Source organism: Rhodococcus sp. 06-470-2 (genome assembly GCF_002258235.1).
Classification (GTDB): domain Bacteria; phylum Actinomycetota; class Actinomycetes; order Mycobacteriales; family Mycobacteriaceae; genus Rhodococcoides.
Map to the genome: position 1 here is coordinate 152,793 of NZ_NOYB01000011.1, position 16,908 is coordinate 169,700.

Annotated in this window: 14 protein-coding genes; 9 read left to right on the forward strand and 5 right to left on the reverse strand. The window is 65.6% G+C overall.

The window, feature by feature from the left end:
• Positions 1-3 precede the first annotated feature (3 nt).
• Positions 4-294 carry a chorismate mutase gene (locus tag CH276_RS07610; protein WP_032396247.1) on the reverse strand — a complete coding sequence of 97 codons (291 nt, stop codon included), beginning with the start codon at positions 292-294 and terminating at the stop codon, positions 4-6.
• A 296-nt stretch (positions 295-590) separates the two neighbouring features.
• Between CH276_RS07610 and CH276_RS07615 the strand changes: the two genes are divergently transcribed.
• Positions 591-3,068 carry a UvrD-helicase domain-containing protein gene (locus CH276_RS07615; RefSeq protein WP_032395773.1) on the forward strand — a complete coding sequence of 826 codons (2,478 nt, stop codon included), beginning with the start codon at positions 591-593 and terminating at the stop codon, positions 3,066-3,068.
• A 71-nt stretch (positions 3,069-3,139) separates the two neighbouring features.
• Here the strand turns inward: CH276_RS07615 and CH276_RS07620 are convergent, their stop codons facing one another.
• Positions 3,140-4,162: a M23 family metallopeptidase gene (locus CH276_RS07620; protein WP_094631211.1), complete on the reverse strand. Its 1,023-nt coding sequence runs from the start codon at positions 4,160-4,162 to the stop codon at positions 3,140-3,142.
• Between the two features lie 240 nt (positions 4,163-4,402).
• On the opposite strand from CH276_RS07620, the gene CH276_RS07625 reads away from it, so the two are divergent.
• The 4 genes from CH276_RS07625 (at position 4,403) to CH276_RS07640 (ending at position 8,978) form a co-directional block, all read left to right on the forward strand.
• Positions 4,403-6,268, forward strand: a complete 1,866-nt coding sequence (locus tag CH276_RS07625) for a hypothetical protein (protein WP_094631212.1) — start codon at positions 4,403-4,405, stop codon at positions 6,266-6,268.
• 147 nt (positions 6,269-6,415) lie between these two features.
• Positions 6,416-7,579: an ADP-forming succinate--CoA ligase subunit beta gene (gene sucC, locus CH276_RS07630; protein ID WP_032395771.1), complete on the forward strand. Its 1,164-nt coding sequence runs from the start codon at positions 6,416-6,418 to the stop codon at positions 7,577-7,579.
• A gap of 8 nt (positions 7,580-7,587) precedes the next feature.
• Positions 7,588-8,499, forward strand: a complete 912-nt coding sequence (gene sucD, locus CH276_RS07635) for a succinate--CoA ligase subunit alpha (protein ID WP_032381720.1) — start codon at positions 7,588-7,590, stop codon at positions 8,497-8,499.
• Between the two features lie 137 nt (positions 8,500-8,636).
• Complete coding sequence (locus CH276_RS07640; protein WP_094631213.1) at positions 8,637-8,978, forward strand: DUF2200 domain-containing protein; 342 nt, start codon at positions 8,637-8,639, stop codon at positions 8,976-8,978.
• Between the two features lie 7 nt (positions 8,979-8,985).
• Here the strand turns inward: CH276_RS07640 and CH276_RS07645 are convergent, their stop codons facing one another.
• The 3 genes from CH276_RS07645 to CH276_RS07655 are packed head-to-tail and all read right to left on the reverse strand — an operon-like array spanning position 8,986 to position 11,390.
• Positions 8,986-9,819, reverse strand: a complete 834-nt coding sequence (locus CH276_RS07645; protein ID WP_141214676.1) for a hypothetical protein — start codon at positions 9,817-9,819, stop codon at positions 8,986-8,988.
• A 34-nt stretch (positions 9,820-9,853) separates the two neighbouring features.
• Complete coding sequence (locus tag CH276_RS07650) at positions 9,854-10,864, reverse strand: hypothetical protein (RefSeq protein WP_094631215.1); 1,011 nt, start codon at positions 10,862-10,864, stop codon at positions 9,854-9,856.
• A 7-nt stretch (positions 10,865-10,871) separates the two neighbouring features.
• Positions 10,872-11,390 (reverse strand): hypothetical protein, encoded by a 519-nt coding sequence (locus tag CH276_RS07655; RefSeq protein ID WP_094631216.1) that lies wholly within the window; start codon positions 11,388-11,390, stop codon positions 10,872-10,874.
• 209 nt (positions 11,391-11,599) lie between these two features.
• Between CH276_RS07655 and CH276_RS07660 the strand changes: the two genes are divergently transcribed.
• The 4 genes from CH276_RS07660 to CH276_RS07675 all read left to right on the forward strand — a co-directional run bounded on the left by CH276_RS07660 (position 11,600) and on the right by CH276_RS07675 (position 16,855).
• Positions 11,600-12,823 (forward strand): acyl-CoA dehydrogenase family protein, encoded by a 1,224-nt coding sequence (locus CH276_RS07660; protein ID WP_176459154.1) that lies wholly within the window; start codon positions 11,600-11,602, stop codon positions 12,821-12,823.
• 108 nt (positions 12,824-12,931) lie between these two features.
• Positions 12,932-14,056, forward strand: a complete 1,125-nt coding sequence (gene sfnG / locus CH276_RS07665; RefSeq protein ID WP_094631217.1) for a dimethylsulfone monooxygenase SfnG — start codon at positions 12,932-12,934, stop codon at positions 14,054-14,056.
• Positions 14,057-14,150: 94 nt separating this feature from the next.
• Entirely contained in the window at positions 14,151-15,341 is a 1,191-nt protein-coding gene (locus CH276_RS07670) for a DUF5336 domain-containing protein (protein WP_141214677.1), read from the forward strand.
• Positions 15,342-15,412: 71 nt separating this feature from the next.
• Entirely contained in the window at positions 15,413-16,855 is a 1,443-nt protein-coding gene (locus CH276_RS07675; protein ID WP_094631219.1) for a cell division protein PerM, read from the forward strand.
• Positions 16,856-16,908 lie beyond the last annotated feature (53 nt).

Sequence of the window (16,908 nt, forward strand, 5' to 3'; positions counted from 1 at the left end):
AAATCAGTGGCCGAGACGACCGCGGCCGAGGCGGAGCAGGAGCATGGCCAGCGTGTGGCCTTCCTGGCCCAGGCTGCTGAAACGCTCGAGAACCTTCATCTCACGGCTGTGCACCAGGCGCGGTCCGCCGGAGGCCATGCGGGTGCGTCCGATGATCTGCGAGACCTCGGAGCGACGTCGAACCGCGGCGAGAATCTCGGCATCGAGGCGGTCGATTTCCTGGCGCAGGTCGTTGATCTCGGCTTCGCTGGTGGGCAATGCGGTCTCTGAGTCGATCTTCGTCGTCATGGCCATCGTCTCTCCTCGGGTCACATCTTGGATCGTTGCGTCGTCCGTCACCGTTACGCCTTTCGTATTCGGAACTGCATCGCCGATCGTTCGGTTCCCGTCCGGAACCGGGGGCGTTGCGTCTATCGACAGGCTCCTGCACGCGTGGCCGAACAGCGGCCGACCCGACGCAAGCGATGACGTACGGTTTTTTCGATCACCGATCCAGTGTGCCACGGGTCAACCGTCCTGAAAAGTCGTCGGTTCGGCCGACGACCACGGGATGTGGGTTTGTCGGTACGCGCCGGTAACCTGACCAGACGATGAACACATTCCTCCAGGGCCTCCAATCCCGACAGAACACCTCGTCCGACACACTGCTGGAAGGGCTCAATCCTCAGCAGCGTGAGGCCGTTGTGCACACCGGATCTCCGCTGCTCATCGTGGCCGGAGCCGGGTCGGGCAAGACGGCGGTACTGACGCGTCGCATCGCGTATCTGCTCGCCGAGCGTGGAGTGTCACCCGGCCAGGTTCTGGCCATCACGTTCACCAACAAGGCCGCTGCCGAGATGCGTGAGCGGGTCGCCGGACTCGTGGGGCCGCGAGCGAACGCCATGTGGGTGTCGACGTTCCACTCGAGTTGTGTGCGGATTCTGCGCGCGCAGGCTGCGTTGCTGCCCGGTCTGAACTCGAACTTCTCCATCTACGACGCGGACGACTCTCGGCGGCTGCTGACGATGATCTCCAAGGACCTGCAGATCGACACCAAGAAGTTCTCGGCGCGGCTGCTCTCGACGGCGATCTCGAACCTGAAGAACGAGCTGATCGGTCCCGACAAGGCGGCGGAGGACGCCGACGGCGATCCCGCCGAGCTGCCGCGGCTGGTGGCCAAGGTCTACGGCATCTACCAGCAGCGGCTGCGGGCGGCCAACGCCATGGACTTCGACGACCTCATCGGCGAAACGGTGGGCATTCTGCAGGCCTTCCCCCAGGTGGCGCAGTACTACCGACGCAGGTTCCGACACGTTCTGGTCGACGAGTACCAGGACACCAATCACGCCCAGTACATGTTGGTTCGTGAACTGGTCGGCACCCCCGACGCCGACGGCGCACTCGAGGGCACCGTTGCACCGGGCGAGCTGTGTGTTGTGGGTGACGCGGATCAGTCCATCTATGCATTCCGTGGTGCCACGATCCGCAACATCGAGGAATTCGAGCGCGACTATCCCGACGCTCGCACCATCCTGCTCGAGCAGAACTACCGGTCGACGCAGAACATCCTCTCGGCCGCCAACGCGGTGATCTCGCGCAACATCGGCCGACGCGAGAAGAAGCTGTGGACCGACACCGGCGAAGGCGAGTTGATCGTCGGTTACGTTGCCGACAACGAGCACGACGAGGCGTCGTTCGTTGCCTCGGAGATCGACCGACTCGTCGACGGCGGAGACGTGCGCTTCGACGAGGTGGCGGTCTTCTACCGAACCAACAACTCCTCGCGTGCGCTCGAAGAGATCTTCATCCGACTCGGTCTGCCGTACAAGGTCGTAGGTGGTGTTCGGTTCTACGAGCGCAAGGAAGTCCGTGACCTCGTTGCGTACCTGCGCGTGCTCTCCAACGAGGACGACACCGTCAGCATGCGGCGCATCCTCAACACTCCGCGCCGGGGGATCGGCGATCGCGCCGAGGCCTGTGTCGCCGTGCACGCCGAGCAGCGCGACATCAGCTTCTCGCGCGCTCTGCACGACGCGGCCGCAGGCAAGGTGGCGCTGCTCAACTCGCGTCAGCAGAAGTTGATCGCGCAGTTCATGGAGTTGCTCGACGAACTCCGTGCAGTGCTCACCGCGACCGACGGGGACGGCAACGACATCGCAGACATCGGCGATGTCGTCGAAGCCGTTCTCGACCGCACCGGCTACCGTGCCGAGCTCGAAGCCAGCAGTGACCCGCAGGACGGTGCGCGCCTCGACAACCTCAACGAACTTGTCAGCGTTGCAAGAGAATTCACTTCCGAGGCGCGCAATCAGGCCGCGGTGGCGGCGGAGGCGCTCGAAACCGGGGACGACGAGAGCGGCGACGAGGACGGTGGCGTCGACGGGTTGGCCGAGCCGGGGTCGCTCGCGGCGTTCCTCGAACGGGTCTCACTGGTGGCCGATACCGATCAGATCCCCGATTCGGGCACCGGCGTCGTGACGCTGATGACGCTGCACACCGCGAAGGGTCTGGAGTTTCCGGTCGTCTTCGTGACCGGTTGGGAGGACGGACAGTTCCCGCACATGCGGGCGCTCGGCGATCCCAACGAACTGTCCGAGGAACGACGCCTGGCGTACGTGGGCATCACCCGTGCGCGACAGCGGCTCTACCTCACGCGCGCGATCATGCGCTCGGCATGGGGCCAGCCCATCGCCAACCCGGAATCGCGCTTCCTGCAGGAAGTTCCGCAGCACCTGATCGACTGGCGACGAGAGGATCCGGGCACCGGGGGAGGCCGAGCCATCGGCGGCGGCAGATCCGGAGGTTACGGCTCGGGTGGCGGATACGGATCGAACAGTTACGGCTCGGGCGGGTACGGCGGATCGTCGAATCGCGGGCAGAGTTCGACTCCCAGTTTCGGTGCCGCCAAGGGCCGCAACTCCAATCTCGTTCTCGCTGTGGGCGATCGAGTCAGCCACGACAAGTACGGCCTGGGCACGGTGCTGGAATCGACCGGTGCCGGAGTCAAGGCGATGGTGTTGATCGACTTCGGTTCCGCCGGCCGCGTGAAGATGATGCTCATCGGCGGCGTCCCGATGACCAAGCTCTGAGTTTTTCCAGCGCACGAAAAAGCCGGGCCCTGCGAAAGCGGGGTCCGGCTTGTTGTGCGACGAGCGAGAATTCAGTCCATCTCGGGGCCGAGGGAGATGCCTCGGGAAGCGAGCCACGGAAGCGGGTCGATCTTGACCTCGCCCGGAAGGTGGACCTCGAAGTGCAGGTGCGGTCCGGTGGAGAAGCCGCGGTTGCCCATGGTCGCGATCTGATCGCCTGCCATGACGTCCTGGCCGACAGTGACGGTCGAGGTGTCGATGTGGCCGTAGACGGTGATCGTGCCGTCGGCGTGCTGAATGCGAACCCACATGCCGAAGCCTGCGGCCGGACCGGAGTCGATCACCTTGCCGTCGGCGACGGCGTAGATCGGAGTTCCGATGGCATTGGCGACGTCGACGCCGGCGTGGAGTACGCCCCAGCGGGTGCCGAAGTTGGAGGTGTAGGTGCCCTGCGCGGGAAGTGCGAACAGGGGCCTGCGGGCAGCGGCTTCGCGTGCGGCACGCTCTTCGCTGAAGCGCTGGCCCTTGGCGAGCAGGTCGTTGAACTGGCTCAGATCCACCGGTGCAGCGATACTAAGGATCTGCGGTGCTTCCGACGGCGTCGCGCTGGACGAGTCGGCTTCGATGTCGGTGGTCTGCGGCGTGGTGGTGGCCGCGACTGCTGCGGCGGCGGGTGCTTCACCTGCGGCAAGGGCGTACTCGGAGGTGGCGACTGCGGCGGGTGAGTCGTCGTTGACGACGGCTTGGCCTGCTGCGACTACCGCACCTGCGGCGACTGCGAGAACGGCAGCTCGGCCCTTGAGTGCGGTGGGAGGAAGGGGGATGCGGTGTGCGCCTCCGCGACGGGCCACGGGGGTGGCGTCTGCGGTGGTGGCGTACGAGGTGACGACGGTCGGAGACTCGTCGGCTGCGATGTACGCGGTCTCGACGAACTCGGCCTCGGCGTACTGGTACGCGGGGTAGGAGTACGCGTCGTACGCGCTGTTGTCCTCGGCGGGTTCGGAGATGGGCTCGTAGCTGTAGACCGTGGTTGCGTCGTCGGCCGTGGGTCGAGAGAACCGGCTGGAAGTGAAGGACGCACGGTGTTGCTGCAAGACCTACAACCTCCGTTATCCGTGACCTGGCCGTTACTGAAAGACTCGGCAGACGGTAACGAAATGATTGCGGGGCGCGCAAGTTAACAGCCGAAACCGGCGGGATATGTGAGATGGCTCACAAGTCGACCAGCGGTTATGTCGTGACGGGCCACATTCGTAATCGGACACGAGAACCCGTGGACGGCACACGGCGACAGTAACGGTTCTCGCACCGATCGAGCCGATACCGTGATCCGAGTGCCGACTCCCACCTTCGACGACTCGTCCGCCCGCGGCTCCGAGCGAGCGGAACCGCAACGGATCCGACCTCAGGACGGAGGGTTCGGCCGAGCGGACGATCCGTCGCCCACCCCGCGCGGCGCGCTTGCCGTCGTACTCGCTCTGATCGCTGCGATTGCCACGGTCGCGGCCCAACTGATCGGCGTCGTCCGCAGCGCCGACGGGTCGCCGGTGGGTGACGGGGCAGTAGTGGCCGCGATCCTGGCCGGTGCCGTCCCCGTTCTCGTGGTGATCGGAGCCGCGGTGGGCCTTGCGGGCAAACGCGTCGAGCTTGCGGCGGCCCTGCTGGCCGGATACGGCGCGGTGGCGCTCGGATTCACACTGCTCGACGTTGCTCTGTTGTCCGATCCCATCGACGCGAATCGGCTCGAGCTCTTCCGCCCGCTGAGCGCCGCGATGCTCGACGCCACCCCGGGCGCCTATGTTCTGCTCGTCGGTCACGCTGTGTCGGTTCTGGCGGGTGTTGCGGGGTGGTCCGCAGTGCATCGCGCCGGGCTCGGTGACGGGTACGGCCACTCGGTGTATTCCGAACACGTGGGACGGGCGGCGGCGGGGCGCGTCGGGCCGATGCTCGCCGGGCTGCTCGGCGCGTTCGGTGTGCTTGCGGCCGTTGCAGCGTTCGCCTCGCTGTACCGCTCGTCCGATCCGGTCGTGATCGTGACGGCAGTGGTGGAGTCGCCGGTGTTCGTCGCGGTGGGCTCCGCAGTTGTCGGTATCGCAGCGCTCGTGGTGGCCGCATCGGCGTTGGCCGCACTGTCGCCGCAGGTGGCGTCGGGCGCATCCGTCGGAGCCGGGCTCGGGGTGCTCGGATTCGCCGGGGTCGGCCTGCTCGCGGGCCTCGGTACCGGTGACCGGGTGGATGCCGGACTCGGTGCATATCTGGGGACGGTCGCAGGGCTCGGACTGCTGATCTGTGGCGCACTGCTCGCGCCCGTCGCCGCGGCGCGTGACCGTCGAGCACTGGAGAGAGCGCAGCAGCGCGAGACGGGTTCGCGCGGTGTCCGCGGTGTCTCCGGTCCCGGAACGACGCGGTGGCATGCGGCAGCCGGAACTGCAGGCGTGCTGTCCGGTGTGCTGTTCGTTCTCGGATCGTTGCTGCCGATTCTGGAGACCGACTCGGGGATCGCCGCGCCGCAGATATTGGCCACTCGCGTGGTGTTGGTCGCCGGGTTCGTGATGATTCTGGGTTCGGTGCCGCTGCTGTTCTCCGAGTTCGCCTCGACCGCGCGACCGTTCGTGTCGATGTTCTGGCTCGGCGCGGTTGCCGCTGCGGCGGCGGTACTCCAGTCGGTGGTGCTCGCCGAGGACGTGGAGGGTGTGAGCACCGGCGTCGGCGCGCTGGGGATCATCGCAGGCGTCGTTGCCGCGGCTGCCGCCGGAGTGCTGGCTCTGTTCGCCGGATCTGCCGAGCGCGACGATGTCGACACGTCCCAGGACTCCTCGACCGATGGTGTGGTGCTCGGTACCGGATCGATCGGAGCCGTACTTCTGGCGGTGGGACTGGCGCTGCCCCTGTATCGCGGCAGCGACCTGACGGCCGCGACCGTCACCGAATTTCCGTGGGGCTGGGATACCTGGGGGCAGATGCTGCTCGCCGTCGGAGTGATCGTCGCAGCCGTCGTGGCTGCGCGTGCCAGGTCCGCTCGCGGTGCCGTCCTGCTCGCTGCCGCAGCCGTCGCGGGCATCGTGCATCTGTCGTCTTGGCCGCTGACATCCGCGCGCGCCACCGATCCCGAGATGGGACCCGGCGTGCTGCCGTCGGTGGCGGGAATCCTCGTTCTCGCTGTCGCGGCGGCACTTTCGGCCCGCCGCGCAGATCGGTGACGCCCGTTTCAACGAGCCGGTAGCGGTGAGATAAGCCACATAGCATGCATGCGCCCGATACGCCGTCGAGGCACCTGGATAAAGTCCATGCTCAGACCCGCTCACACCCGACGGAGCGGGCGTCAACGTAGACGAGACGGTGAGCTGATGGATCTCTTCGAATACCAGGCGAAGGAATTGTTCGCCAAGCATGGCGTACCCACCTCCGCAGGCCGTGTTACCGACACGGTCGCCGGAGCAACAGAGATTGCCGAAGAAATCGGCAAGCCAGTAATGGTCAAGGCACAGGTCAAGGTCGGCGGCCGCGGCAAGGCCGGCGGCGTCAAGTACTCCAAGGACGTCGCAGCAGCCACCGAGAACGCAGAAGCGATTCTCGGACTCGACATCAAGGGCCATGTCGTCAAGAAGCTTCTCGTTGCAGAAGCGTCCGACATTGCCGAGGAGTACTACATCTCCTTCCTGCTCGATCGCACCAACCGCACCTACCTCGCGATGTGTTCGGTCGAGGGTGGCGTCGAAATCGAGGTGACGGCGGAGGAGAACCCCGACGCACTCGCACGTATCCCGGTCGATGCCGTCAAGGGCGTCGACCTTGCTTTCGCTCGTGAAATCGCCGAAAAGGGCAAGCTTCCCGCCGAGGTGCTCGACGCCGCTGCGGTGACCATCCAGAAGCTGTGGGAGGTCTTCATCAACGAAGATGCTCTCCTGGTCGAGGTCAACCCGCTGGTTCGCACCCCGGACGATCAGATCCTCGCCCTCGACGGCAAGGTGACGCTCGACGCCAACGCAGACTTCCGTCAGGCCGGCCACGCCGAGTTCGAGGACAAGGACGCAGCCGATCCCCTCGAGGCCAAGGCCAAGGAGAACGACCTCAACTACGTCAAGCTCGACGGACAGGTCGGCATCATCGGAAACGGTGCCGGACTGGTCATGTCGACCCTCGACGTCGTCGCATACGCGGGCGAGGCACACGGCGGCGTCAAGCCCGCCAACTTCCTCGACATCGGCGGCGGCGCATCGGCCGAGGTCATGGCCGCAGGCCTGGACGTTATCCTCGGCGACGAGCAGGTCAAGAGCGTGTTCGTCAACGTCTTCGGCGGCATCACCGCGTGCGACGCAGTGGCCAACGGCATCGTCGGCGCGCTGAAGAAGCTGGGCGACGACGCCAACAAGCCGCTGGTCGTCCGTCTCGACGGCAACAAGGTCGAAGAGGGCCGCAAGATTCTCGCCGACGCCGCGCACCCGCTGGTGACGCTCGCCGGAACCATGGACGAGGGCGCCGACAAGGCCGCCGAGCTGGCAGCGAAGTAGAGGAAACAATGTCAATCTTTCTGAACAAGGACAACAAGGTCATCGTCCAGGGCATCACCGGCGGCGAAGGCACCAAGCACACCGCCCTGATGCTCAAGGCCGGCACCCAGGTCGTCGGCGGCGTCAACGCACGCAAGGCCGGAACCACGGTCAAGCACGTCGACGCACAGGGCAACGACATCGAATTGCCCGTCTTCGCTTCGGTTTCCGAGGCCATGGAGAAGACCGGAGCCGACGTGTCCATCGCGTTCGTGCCGCCGGCATTCTCCAAGGACGCCATCGTCGAGGCGATCGACGCGGAGATCCCGCTGCTCGTCGTCATCACCGAGGGCATCCCCGTGCAGGACTCCGCGTACGCGTGGGCCTACAACGTGGAGAAGGGCAAGAAGACCCGCATCATCGGCCCGAACTGCCCCGGAATCATCACTCCCGGTGAGGCTCTCGTCGGCATCACGCCCGCGAACATCTCGGGAACCGGCCCCATCGGCCTGGTCTCCAAGAGCGGCACGCTGACCTACCAGATGATGTTCGAGCTCCGCGACTTCGGATTCTCGACGGCCATCGGCATCGGCGGCGACCCGGTCATCGGAACCACCCACATCGACGCCATCGAGGCGTTCGAAGCGGATCCCGACACCAAGGTCATCGTCATGATCGGCGAGATCGGCGGCGACGCCGAAGAGCGCGCAGCCGACTACATCAAGGCCAACGTGACCAAGCCGGTCGTCGGCTACGTCGCAGGCTTCACCGCTCCCGAGGGCAAGACCATGGGCCACGCAGGTGCCATCGTCTCCGGCTCGCTGGGAACGGCGCAGGCGAAGAAGGACGCACTCGAGGCCGCAGGCGTCAAGGTCGGCAAGACGCCGTCCGAGACCGCTGCACTCGCACGCGAAATCCTGGAATCGCTGTCCGTCAAGTAGGACTCGCATCTGAAGAAGCCCGCCACCGATTTCGGTGGCGGGCTTTTTCGTATGCCCCTGCTCCGCGTCAATGGACCACTGCATGCGTCTGGGCGGTGCAATGTCACATTGACGCGGATGGGTCTAGATTGATCCGCGTGCACAGGATCTTCACCACAGCGTTCAGCTCGGTCTATCCGCACTACGTGAACAAAGCCGAACGCAAAGGTCGGACGAAAGCCGAGGTCGACGAGATCATCCGGTGGCTCACCGGGTTCGATCAGCCGACCCTCGATAGACATCTCGAGGCCGAGACGACGTTCGACGACTTCTTCGCGGCGGCGGACCTCAACTCGAACTCGACGCTGATCACCGGAGTGGTCTGCGGCATCCGCGTCGAGAATGTCGAGGACCCTCTGATGCAGAAGATCCGCTACCTGGACAAGCTGATCGACGAGCTGGCCAAGGGTAAGAAAATGGAGAAGATCCTGCGCGAATGACCGTTGCTCAGTAAATCGAATGGGTGAGCGTTGCCGTGTACGTGTCGGCAATGACTCCCGTCGCTGGAACGGCGACCGACACTGTCGATGTCCAGCTCGTCAGACAGAGCGCGCCGCCGGTTTTGGCGACGGTGGGCTGAGCGGTCAATCCGACACTCACTGCACCGGAGTTCCCGCTTACACCGGCCGTGCAGGCCGACGAGGGTGCGCTGTAGGTCGCCGACGTCGGCGTCAAGGTGAGGCCGGTGGACGAGCCTCGGAAGTTCGACAAACTGACGTCGGATTTCCACCCGGCCAATCCGACGCCCAGCACCGTCATGCTGATGGTTCCCGTCCACGTCGCTCCGGGTGCGACGGTCGATGATCCCGTCATCGTAGACGGCACCTGCAGATTGAGCAGATTGTCCGCGGCGGCGACCGGTGCTGCGGCCTTCGCGGCCGGGCGGGGTGCGAGGGTCGTCGACGTCGAGGCGGGCGGAGACGAAGCCGCCGCGGTGGTCGGCGACACGGCTGGACCCGTCGTGGGAATCTCGAAAGTCGGTACGACGCTCGATGTTTCGGTCGGTGTGCTGGTCGCAGCATCCGTCGTGGTCGTGGTCGTGGTCGTGGTCGTGGTCGTGGTCGTGGATGGTGCCGCAGCGTCCGTGGTGGCGCTCTGCACTGGAGAAGCGGAGGCGGCCGAGGTCTCGGTGCTCGTACATGCCGGCGTCGGAACCGCCGTGGTGGTCGGAACGGGACTTGTGGTCGTCGTCGGTGCGACGACGCAATTCTGTTCGGCTGCAGGCGGATCCGCCAAGTGTTGCGCAGACGCCGCCGGGTGGGCGGTGGCTGCAAGAACCATCGCCCACCCGACCGCTAGCGCGAGACGTCGCATCTCAACCGACCTGTCGCCGCCGCGTCATCACGACGACCGCAACGCCGATCGCGACGACAACCAGCGCGGCGAGTCCCCAGATCCACACCGGAGTGCCGGAGTCCGACGATGTTTCCTCCGCCGCCACCGAGCCCTGATCCGGGAACGTCAACTCGACGCCGGAAGTCTTGCTCACCAACCCGCTCGTGATGGTGACCGCTGCCTGCCATGGACCAGCAGGGAGCGCAGGGTCCAGCGTGAAGGTGACACTTCCCGTTTGCCCTGGCGCAATTGATCCGCCCGAACCCTTCACCGGCGCAGTCGAAATGCCGCCGGGACCACCCGACAGCTCCACGGTTCCACTCGGGTCGAGGGCCCGCCCGCCGGTGTTGGAGACGGCGGCAACGATCTCCGGCGCGCCCGAGTCGTCGCGTGACGCGGTGACATCGCCGATCTCCAGGTCGGCAGCCGGGCCGTTGCCGGGTCCGACCGACAGATACGTACGAATACCCACGCGGCTGACGTTCTGGATGCCCGTTCCGGTTGGGGCACCGGCAGTTTGCGCCCACACGACGGCGTACTGCTCGCCTTCGGCGGCGTCGGGTGGAACTGCGATGGTGACGACCGCTTCGGCCGCTGAGTTCGGAGCCAGCGTGAGGTCTGTCGGCGTCACCGACATCCATGTCGTGAGCTCGTTGACAGCGCGGTCGTCACCCACCTCGAAGCCGGAGTCGTCAGCTCCTATCGATGCGGCAGCGGGGTACAGGGTGATCGGCTGCTCTTGATCGCTGCTGTTGCTGACCTCGATTCGTCTGGTGATCGTGGTCCCAGGAGGCAGGTTGTCGATGATGTACGCCAGCGCACGCGGATCGTCCTGCAAGGACACCGGCGCTTCGAGCAAGCGAATACCCACGCTGCCCACCGGTGTCGGTTCGGCCGGTTGCTGAGCGGCCGCCGGAGCCTGCGTGACGAACGCCGAGGCGAACATCAGCGCGGTGAGGACTCCGGCAGCCAATCCCCGATGAAGTGACATGTACAGATCAGGCGACCGAATGCGTGACAACACCCGTGTACGTACCGGCCACGACATCGCTGGGCAAAGCGACGGAGACGGTGCCGGTCCAGGTAGCGGTGTTCGCTCCGACGACTGCCGTCGCGGTGACCACAGGCTTGTTGGAGTCGATGGTCTGAGGAACCAGTATTCCGGCCACCGTCGAGACGCCTGTACGCGCAGGCAGGAGCGGTGCGGAATAGGTGACTGCGGTCGCAGGGATGGACGCGGGGTCCGGCGCGGGCTTGTCGAACGCGGTGCTGATCGCCGACGCCGTCCAGCCATTGATTCCGAGTCGCTGGTCGGACACGACGACAGGGGTGATGCCTCCGCTCGCTGTGTTACCGGTGACGGTCAGCGCCTGGGATGTCGGGGCTGTGATCGTGAGTGCACCTCCCGTGACGGTGAACGTCACATTGGTGGGTACGGCATTCGAGACAGCGGGGGAGATGACGGCAGCAACGAGGGCACCGGCGGCGGCGACGGTGGCGAAGAGTGACTTGCGCATAGGGGACGTCCTTGGGGAGGGCGAGCGCTCGGACCCGCCGGTTTGTGATGTGCACAACATTAATCGCCGGATGTCGTGAGTCGTTACAAATCGGAACTATCTGTCCGCGAGCATGTTTTCGGGGTTCGAATCGGACCGTTTGTGCAGCTTTAAAATCTCGCTGAATCGAAGTGTGTTCATCGGGTCGACGTGGGACTTCACTGGGCCTCATGACAACCACCGAGAATCGTGCTCTCACCAAGAACTGGCCCGACGCGCCCACCACTGCGGCCGGATGGATTTCCCGCGCGGGTGAGGTGGCTCAACTCCTCGCGGTCGATGCCGTCGCTCGCGACAAGGGGCGTGAAGTCCCGACTGCCGAGGTGCAGCTGCTCAAGGACGCAGGTCTGGTCACGCTGCTCGGCCCCGTCGAACACGGCGGCGGCGGCCAGGACTGGCCGACGGCGTATCAGGTCATTCGCACCGTCTCGAAGGCCGACGGCTCGATCGGCCAGCTGCTCGGGTATCACCTGCTGTGGTTCTGGGCCGCCCGGCTGGTCGGCACCCCCGAGCAGATCGAGGCGGTCGAGGCAGACGCCACCAAGAACAGGTGGTTCTTCGGCGGTGCCGTCAACCCGCGGGACAACGACGTCGCTGTCACCGACGAGGGCGAGACCATCGTGTTCGACGGTTCCAAGACCTTCTCCACCGGCAGCCGCGTCTCCGACGTCACCGTGCTCGAAGGAGCACTCGAGGGCAGCACCGATCACGTGTTCGCGATCGTTCCGTCGAACATCGAGGGCTTGTCCTTCCACGACGACTGGGACAACATCGGCCAGCGTCAGACCGAGAGCGGCAGCGTCACCATCGACAAGGTTCGTGTCGATTGGGCCAGCGCAGCAGGGTTCGTGGACAAGGCCTTTCAGCCGCGGGTCTACAACACCCTCAACGTCCCGACAATTCAACTGGTGTTCGTCAACTTCTACCTCGGGATCGCGAGAGGTGCCCTCGAAGAGGCGGCGTCGTACACCAAGGACAAGACCCGCGCGTGGCTGCACAGCACAGTGGACAAGGCCGTGGACGAGCCGTACATCATCGACATCTACGGCGATCTGACCTCCAAGCTCTGGGCCGTCGAAGCCCTCGCCGACGCAGTTGCGTTGGAAGGACAGAAGATTCACGACAACGCCTGGAACGTCACCGCCGAGGAGCGCGGTGAGCACGAGGTTCGGGTGGCCGCAGTCAAGGCTCGCGCCACCGAGGTCTCGCTCGAGATCACCTCGACGGTGTTCGAGGCGCTCGGCGCGCGGGCGACCGCCAGCAAGTACGGCTTCGACCGCTTCTGGCGCAACGTGCGCACACACACCCTGCACGATCCGGTCGCGTACAAGCGACGCGAGGTCGGACGCTGGGTTCTCACCGGCGAGCTGCCCGAGCCCACCTGGTACTCGTAATCCCTCTCTCTCCGGCCCCGATCCGACCCCCGATTTCCGGATGAATGTGACATTCACGCCGTCTGAGCGCGTGGATGGCACATTGATCCGCCGAAGGATGACGCACACATGAGCACCGAAAAAATCACCGACGCAATCAAATTCGCGTACTGGGTACCCAATGTCTCGGATGGTCTGGTCACCAGCACCATCGAGCAGCGCACCAGTTGGGATTACGAATACAACAAGAAGCTGGCGCAGACTGCCGAGAACAACGGCTTCGAGTACGCCCTGAGCCAGGTTCGCTACGAGGCCAGTTACGGGGCCGAGTTCCAGCACGAGTCGACCAGTTTCTCGCTTGCACTGCTGTTGGCAACCGAACGACTCAAAGTCATTGCCGCCGTGCATCCGGGGCTCTGGCAGCCGGCAGTATTGGCCAAGCTGGGCGCAACGGCCGATCACCTGTCGAACGGCCGATTCGCCGTCAACGTCGTCAGTGGCTGGTTCAAGGACGAGTTCACCCACCTCGGTGAGCCATGGCTCGAGCACGACGAAAGATACCGTCGCAGCGCAGAATTCCTGCAGGTGCTGCGCAAGATCTGGACCGAGGACGACGTCGACTTCCGCGGTGACTTCTACCGGATCCACGACTTCACCCTCAAGCCCAAACCGCTGAACACTCCCGATCGGCCGAACCCCGAACTGTTTCAGGGCGGCAATTCGTCTGCAGCGCAGGAGAATGCCGGACGGTACTCGGACTGGTACTTCAGCAACGGCAAGGATTTCGACGGCGTCACCGAGCAACTCGACAACCTCCGACGCGTGGCACGTGATCACCGGCGTGAGGTGAAGTTCGGGCTCAACGGCTTCATCATCGCGCGAGACAGCGAGAAGGAAGCCCGAGACACGTTGCGCGAGATCATCGAGAAGGCGAACAAGCCCGCTGTCGAAGGTTTCAGGAGCGCGGTGCAGCAGGCGGGCAATGCGACGGGCGACAAGAAGGGAATGTGGGCGGACTCGACGTTCGAGGACCTCGTTCAGTACAACGACGGCTTCAAGACGCAGTTGATCGGCACGCCGGAGCAGGTGGCCGAGCGAATCGTCGCCTACCGTCGGCGCGGCGTCGACCTGATTCTCGGGGGCTTCCTGCACTTCCAGGAGGAGATCGAGTATTTCGGGGCGAAGGTGCTGCCGCTGGTTCGGGAGCTCGAGGCCGCCGAATCGAAGGACACCGAGCTGGTTGCTTCGCGCTGACCTGGAGTTCCGTGATCGGTCGGGTCCGTGCAGTAGCGTGAGTTCTCGGACCCGACCGACCTGGGGTACGGACAATCTCAGATGAGGAGACGCGATGACCTACTCGCCCGGCAGCCCTGAAGCAGGGGGCTCCAACTCTGGTGGCTACGGCGGAGGTGGACCGTCCTACGGCCCGTCGTCCTCGCCGAATCAGCCGTCGTCCAACCCACAAGGTCATCCAGGCCAGAATCAGCCCTTCCATCAGCCGTCGGTGTCCAATCCCTTCGGCCCTCCGGTCCCCGGCACCTCGGCGCCGGGCCCGGCTTCCGCCGCACCGCAATCGAAGTCATCCGGATCAACGCTGTCGAACCTGCCGAAGGTTCTCACGTTCGTGATTCTCGGGCTCGGCATCGTCACCTTCCTGCTCGGACTGCTCGACCTCGTCACCGCCGAGGTCACCTCGTCTCAGGAACTGCCGAGCAGCATTCAGACGTCGTTCAGCACCACCTTCTTCGCGTCCGGTGGTAGTGCGGTGTCGATTGCGCTACTGCTGGCTGCGGGCCTGATCGCCGGTGCCTCGCTACTGCAGAAGGACGCGAGGAACCAGGCCGTGGTGGCCGCCCTGGCGATCGCCGGTTGGCTGGTGCTGGTCTTCCAGTCGTTCAGCCTGCCCAGCGCAGAGGGCAACGAGTTCGCCAGCACCACCAGTTCGCTCGGTATCGGTGCAATCCTGGTGCTCGTCCTGGGCTTCGTCCAAGCCGCCGCCGCGGTGGGGGCACTGCTGCTCGATGCGGGCATCGTCAAGGCTCCGGCTCCCAAGCCCGCGGGCTACGGCAATCAGAACCAGCAGCCCGGATACGGCCAGCAGAACCCGTACAACGCACCGACGACCTCGTTCGGTGGACCGTCGCAGCCCCAGAACTACGGCAATCCGCCGTCGTACGGTCAGCCCCAGGGAACCTCGTCCAACTTCGGTCAAGGCCTCAGCGGTCAAGCACCGAGCGGGCAGGCGTCGGGACAGCATTCCTACAACCCGGGTGCCCAGCCGCCGTACGGACAGTCCGCCCCCAACACCCCGTCGCCCCAGGGCGGCTACACACCACCTCCTTACACCGGTCCCAGCGGCCCGGCCGCGGGGCAGGCCTACCCGCCGAATCAGTACCAGTACGGCCAGCCGTCCGGATACGGTCAGCCCCCGGCCAAGTCGGACGAGCCCGAATCGGGCGAACAGTCGACGCCGTACGGTGCGCCCACGCAATCGTTCGGTGCCACTCCCGCCGTGGAAGACGACAACAAGCGCGACTGATTCAGGCATCACAATCGACTTCGCGGCGCGCCTGACCGGCGCGCCGCGAAGATGATGCGACTCTCGTTGCGATGAGCGATCTATTGAACCGAGAGACGCGACGCGCGGCCGCCCGGGCTCCCCGCGCGGGCACCGGACCGACGCCCGATCAGTCGCGCATGCTCGCCGCAGTGGCCTTCAAGACCTCCGGGCTGGTCGTGGTGATCGCGACGACCCTGGCTCTGATCACCCTCGTCTCCGTCAACAGCGACCTGACCGGAACCCTCGGGGCGATCGCCGGGTCGTGGTTCGCCGTACACCTGGTACCCCTGAGCATCGGCGGGACGTCCCTCGGCGTCGCACCGCTTCTGCCGACACTGATCATCGGCTGGTCCGTCGCCCGAACCGTCCACCACGCCGTCGACTCCGACACCGACCGTCGCATGCTTCGATGGGTGTTCGCGGCGTCGATGGCCGGCCCGCTCGCCGTCACCGCCATCGCCCTGGCCGTCGCCAAGGATGCGTCCACCGTCATCGGACTGTCCAGCCCCAACGCACTCGTCGCGTTCTCCTGGGTCGCAGGCGTGCACGCGGCCGCGTCCGGCACCGGTCTGCTTCTCGCGCGCTGGGACTCACTGGTGGTCCGCCGCGGACTCCCGGACTGGGTGCGCGCGCTGGTTGCTCCGTTCGTGCGGGCGATATCGCTTCTTGCCGCAGGCGGCGCCGCCGTCGTACTGCTGGCCCTGCTCGCCTCCTGGGAAAGTGCGGGAGCGCTGGTCGAGAGCGGTCGCGATGTCGTCGGCATGCTCGGGCTGACCGTGGTGTCGGTGCTCTACCTCCCCAATGTCGTCATCGGTGCCCTCGCGGTGGCCACCGGCTCTACTGCCGGGTTCGGCGAGGCGTCGGTCAGCCTGTTCTCCACGACGGGAGGACCGCTCCCGCCGCTGCCGATCCTCGCCGTTCTCCCCGAAGGACCGGCGCAGACGATCTGGGTCGTGATGCTCGTCGTCCCGATCGGTGCCGGCCTGCTGCTCGGCCGCGACTGTGCTATCCGCAGTGCCGACATCCAGGTCGCCGTGTCGTCCGTGTGGGTCGTCGCTGCGGCAACCGGCGTGCTGGCAGCGTTGTTCGGCTACGCCGCAGGCGGCAACCTCGGCACCTTCGGCACCGTCGAAGTCACCGTGTGGAGCTTCGGGCTGCTGACATTCGCGTGGTTGGCCGTCGTCGGGTCCGCCTCCGCGGCCCTCGTCGTGTGGCGTCGAGCAGAACCCGAGCCGGTCCAGGACGAGCCCGATCCGACTCCAGTACCCCCGGCGGCCGAGTTGGCGATCGAGGCCGCCCCACCCGAGACCGAAGACGACGAACAGGCCGAGGAGGTCGTCGAAGCGGAGGTCGTGGACGAGGTCGGGGACGACGTCCCGGCCGAGATGCCCCCGGCCGAAGAACCGGACGCACCCGTCGAGGCCGCTACCGACGAACCGTTGGATGCCGAGGTCGTCGCTCCGCCCGGAGACCAGGACGGACCTGCCCGGTAGGGCTCGGAGGCGCAGCGACTAGGCTTTCCGCTGGCTCGAACGATCCGCCTCGA

What these genes read in the sequence shown, in the direction of transcription:
- CH276_RS07610 (WP_032396247.1), bottom strand. Translation starts at nt 294, where the DNA reads ATGGCCATGACGACGAAGATCGACTCAGAGACCGCATTGCCCACCAGC.
- CH276_RS07615 (WP_032395773.1), top strand. Translation starts at nt 591, where the DNA reads ATGAACACATTCCTCCAGGGCCTCCAATCCCGACAGAACACCTCGTCC.
- sucC (WP_032395771.1), top strand. Translation starts at nt 6,416, where the DNA reads ATGGATCTCTTCGAATACCAGGCGAAGGAATTGTTCGCCAAGCATGGC.
- sucD (WP_032381720.1), top strand. Translation starts at nt 7,588, where the DNA reads ATGTCAATCTTTCTGAACAAGGACAACAAGGTCATCGTCCAGGGCATC.
- CH276_RS07645 (WP_141214676.1), bottom strand. Translation starts at nt 9,819, where the DNA reads ATGGTTCTTGCAGCCACCGCCCACCCGGCGGCGTCTGCGCAACACTTG.
- CH276_RS07650 (WP_094631215.1), bottom strand. Translation starts at nt 10,864, where the DNA reads ATGTCACTTCATCGGGGATTGGCTGCCGGAGTCCTCACCGCGCTGATG.
- CH276_RS07655 (WP_094631216.1), bottom strand. Translation starts at nt 11,390, where the DNA reads ATGCGCAAGTCACTCTTCGCCACCGTCGCCGCCGCCGGTGCCCTCGTT.
- CH276_RS07660 (WP_176459154.1), top strand. Translation starts at nt 11,600, where the DNA reads ATGACAACCACCGAGAATCGTGCTCTCACCAAGAACTGGCCCGACGCG.
- sfnG (WP_094631217.1), top strand. Translation starts at nt 12,932, where the DNA reads ATGAGCACCGAAAAAATCACCGACGCAATCAAATTCGCGTACTGGGTA.
- CH276_RS07670 (WP_141214677.1), top strand. Translation starts at nt 14,151, where the DNA reads ATGACCTACTCGCCCGGCAGCCCTGAAGCAGGGGGCTCCAACTCTGGT.
- CH276_RS07675 (WP_094631219.1), top strand. Translation starts at nt 15,413, where the DNA reads ATGAGCGATCTATTGAACCGAGAGACGCGACGCGCGGCCGCCCGGGCT.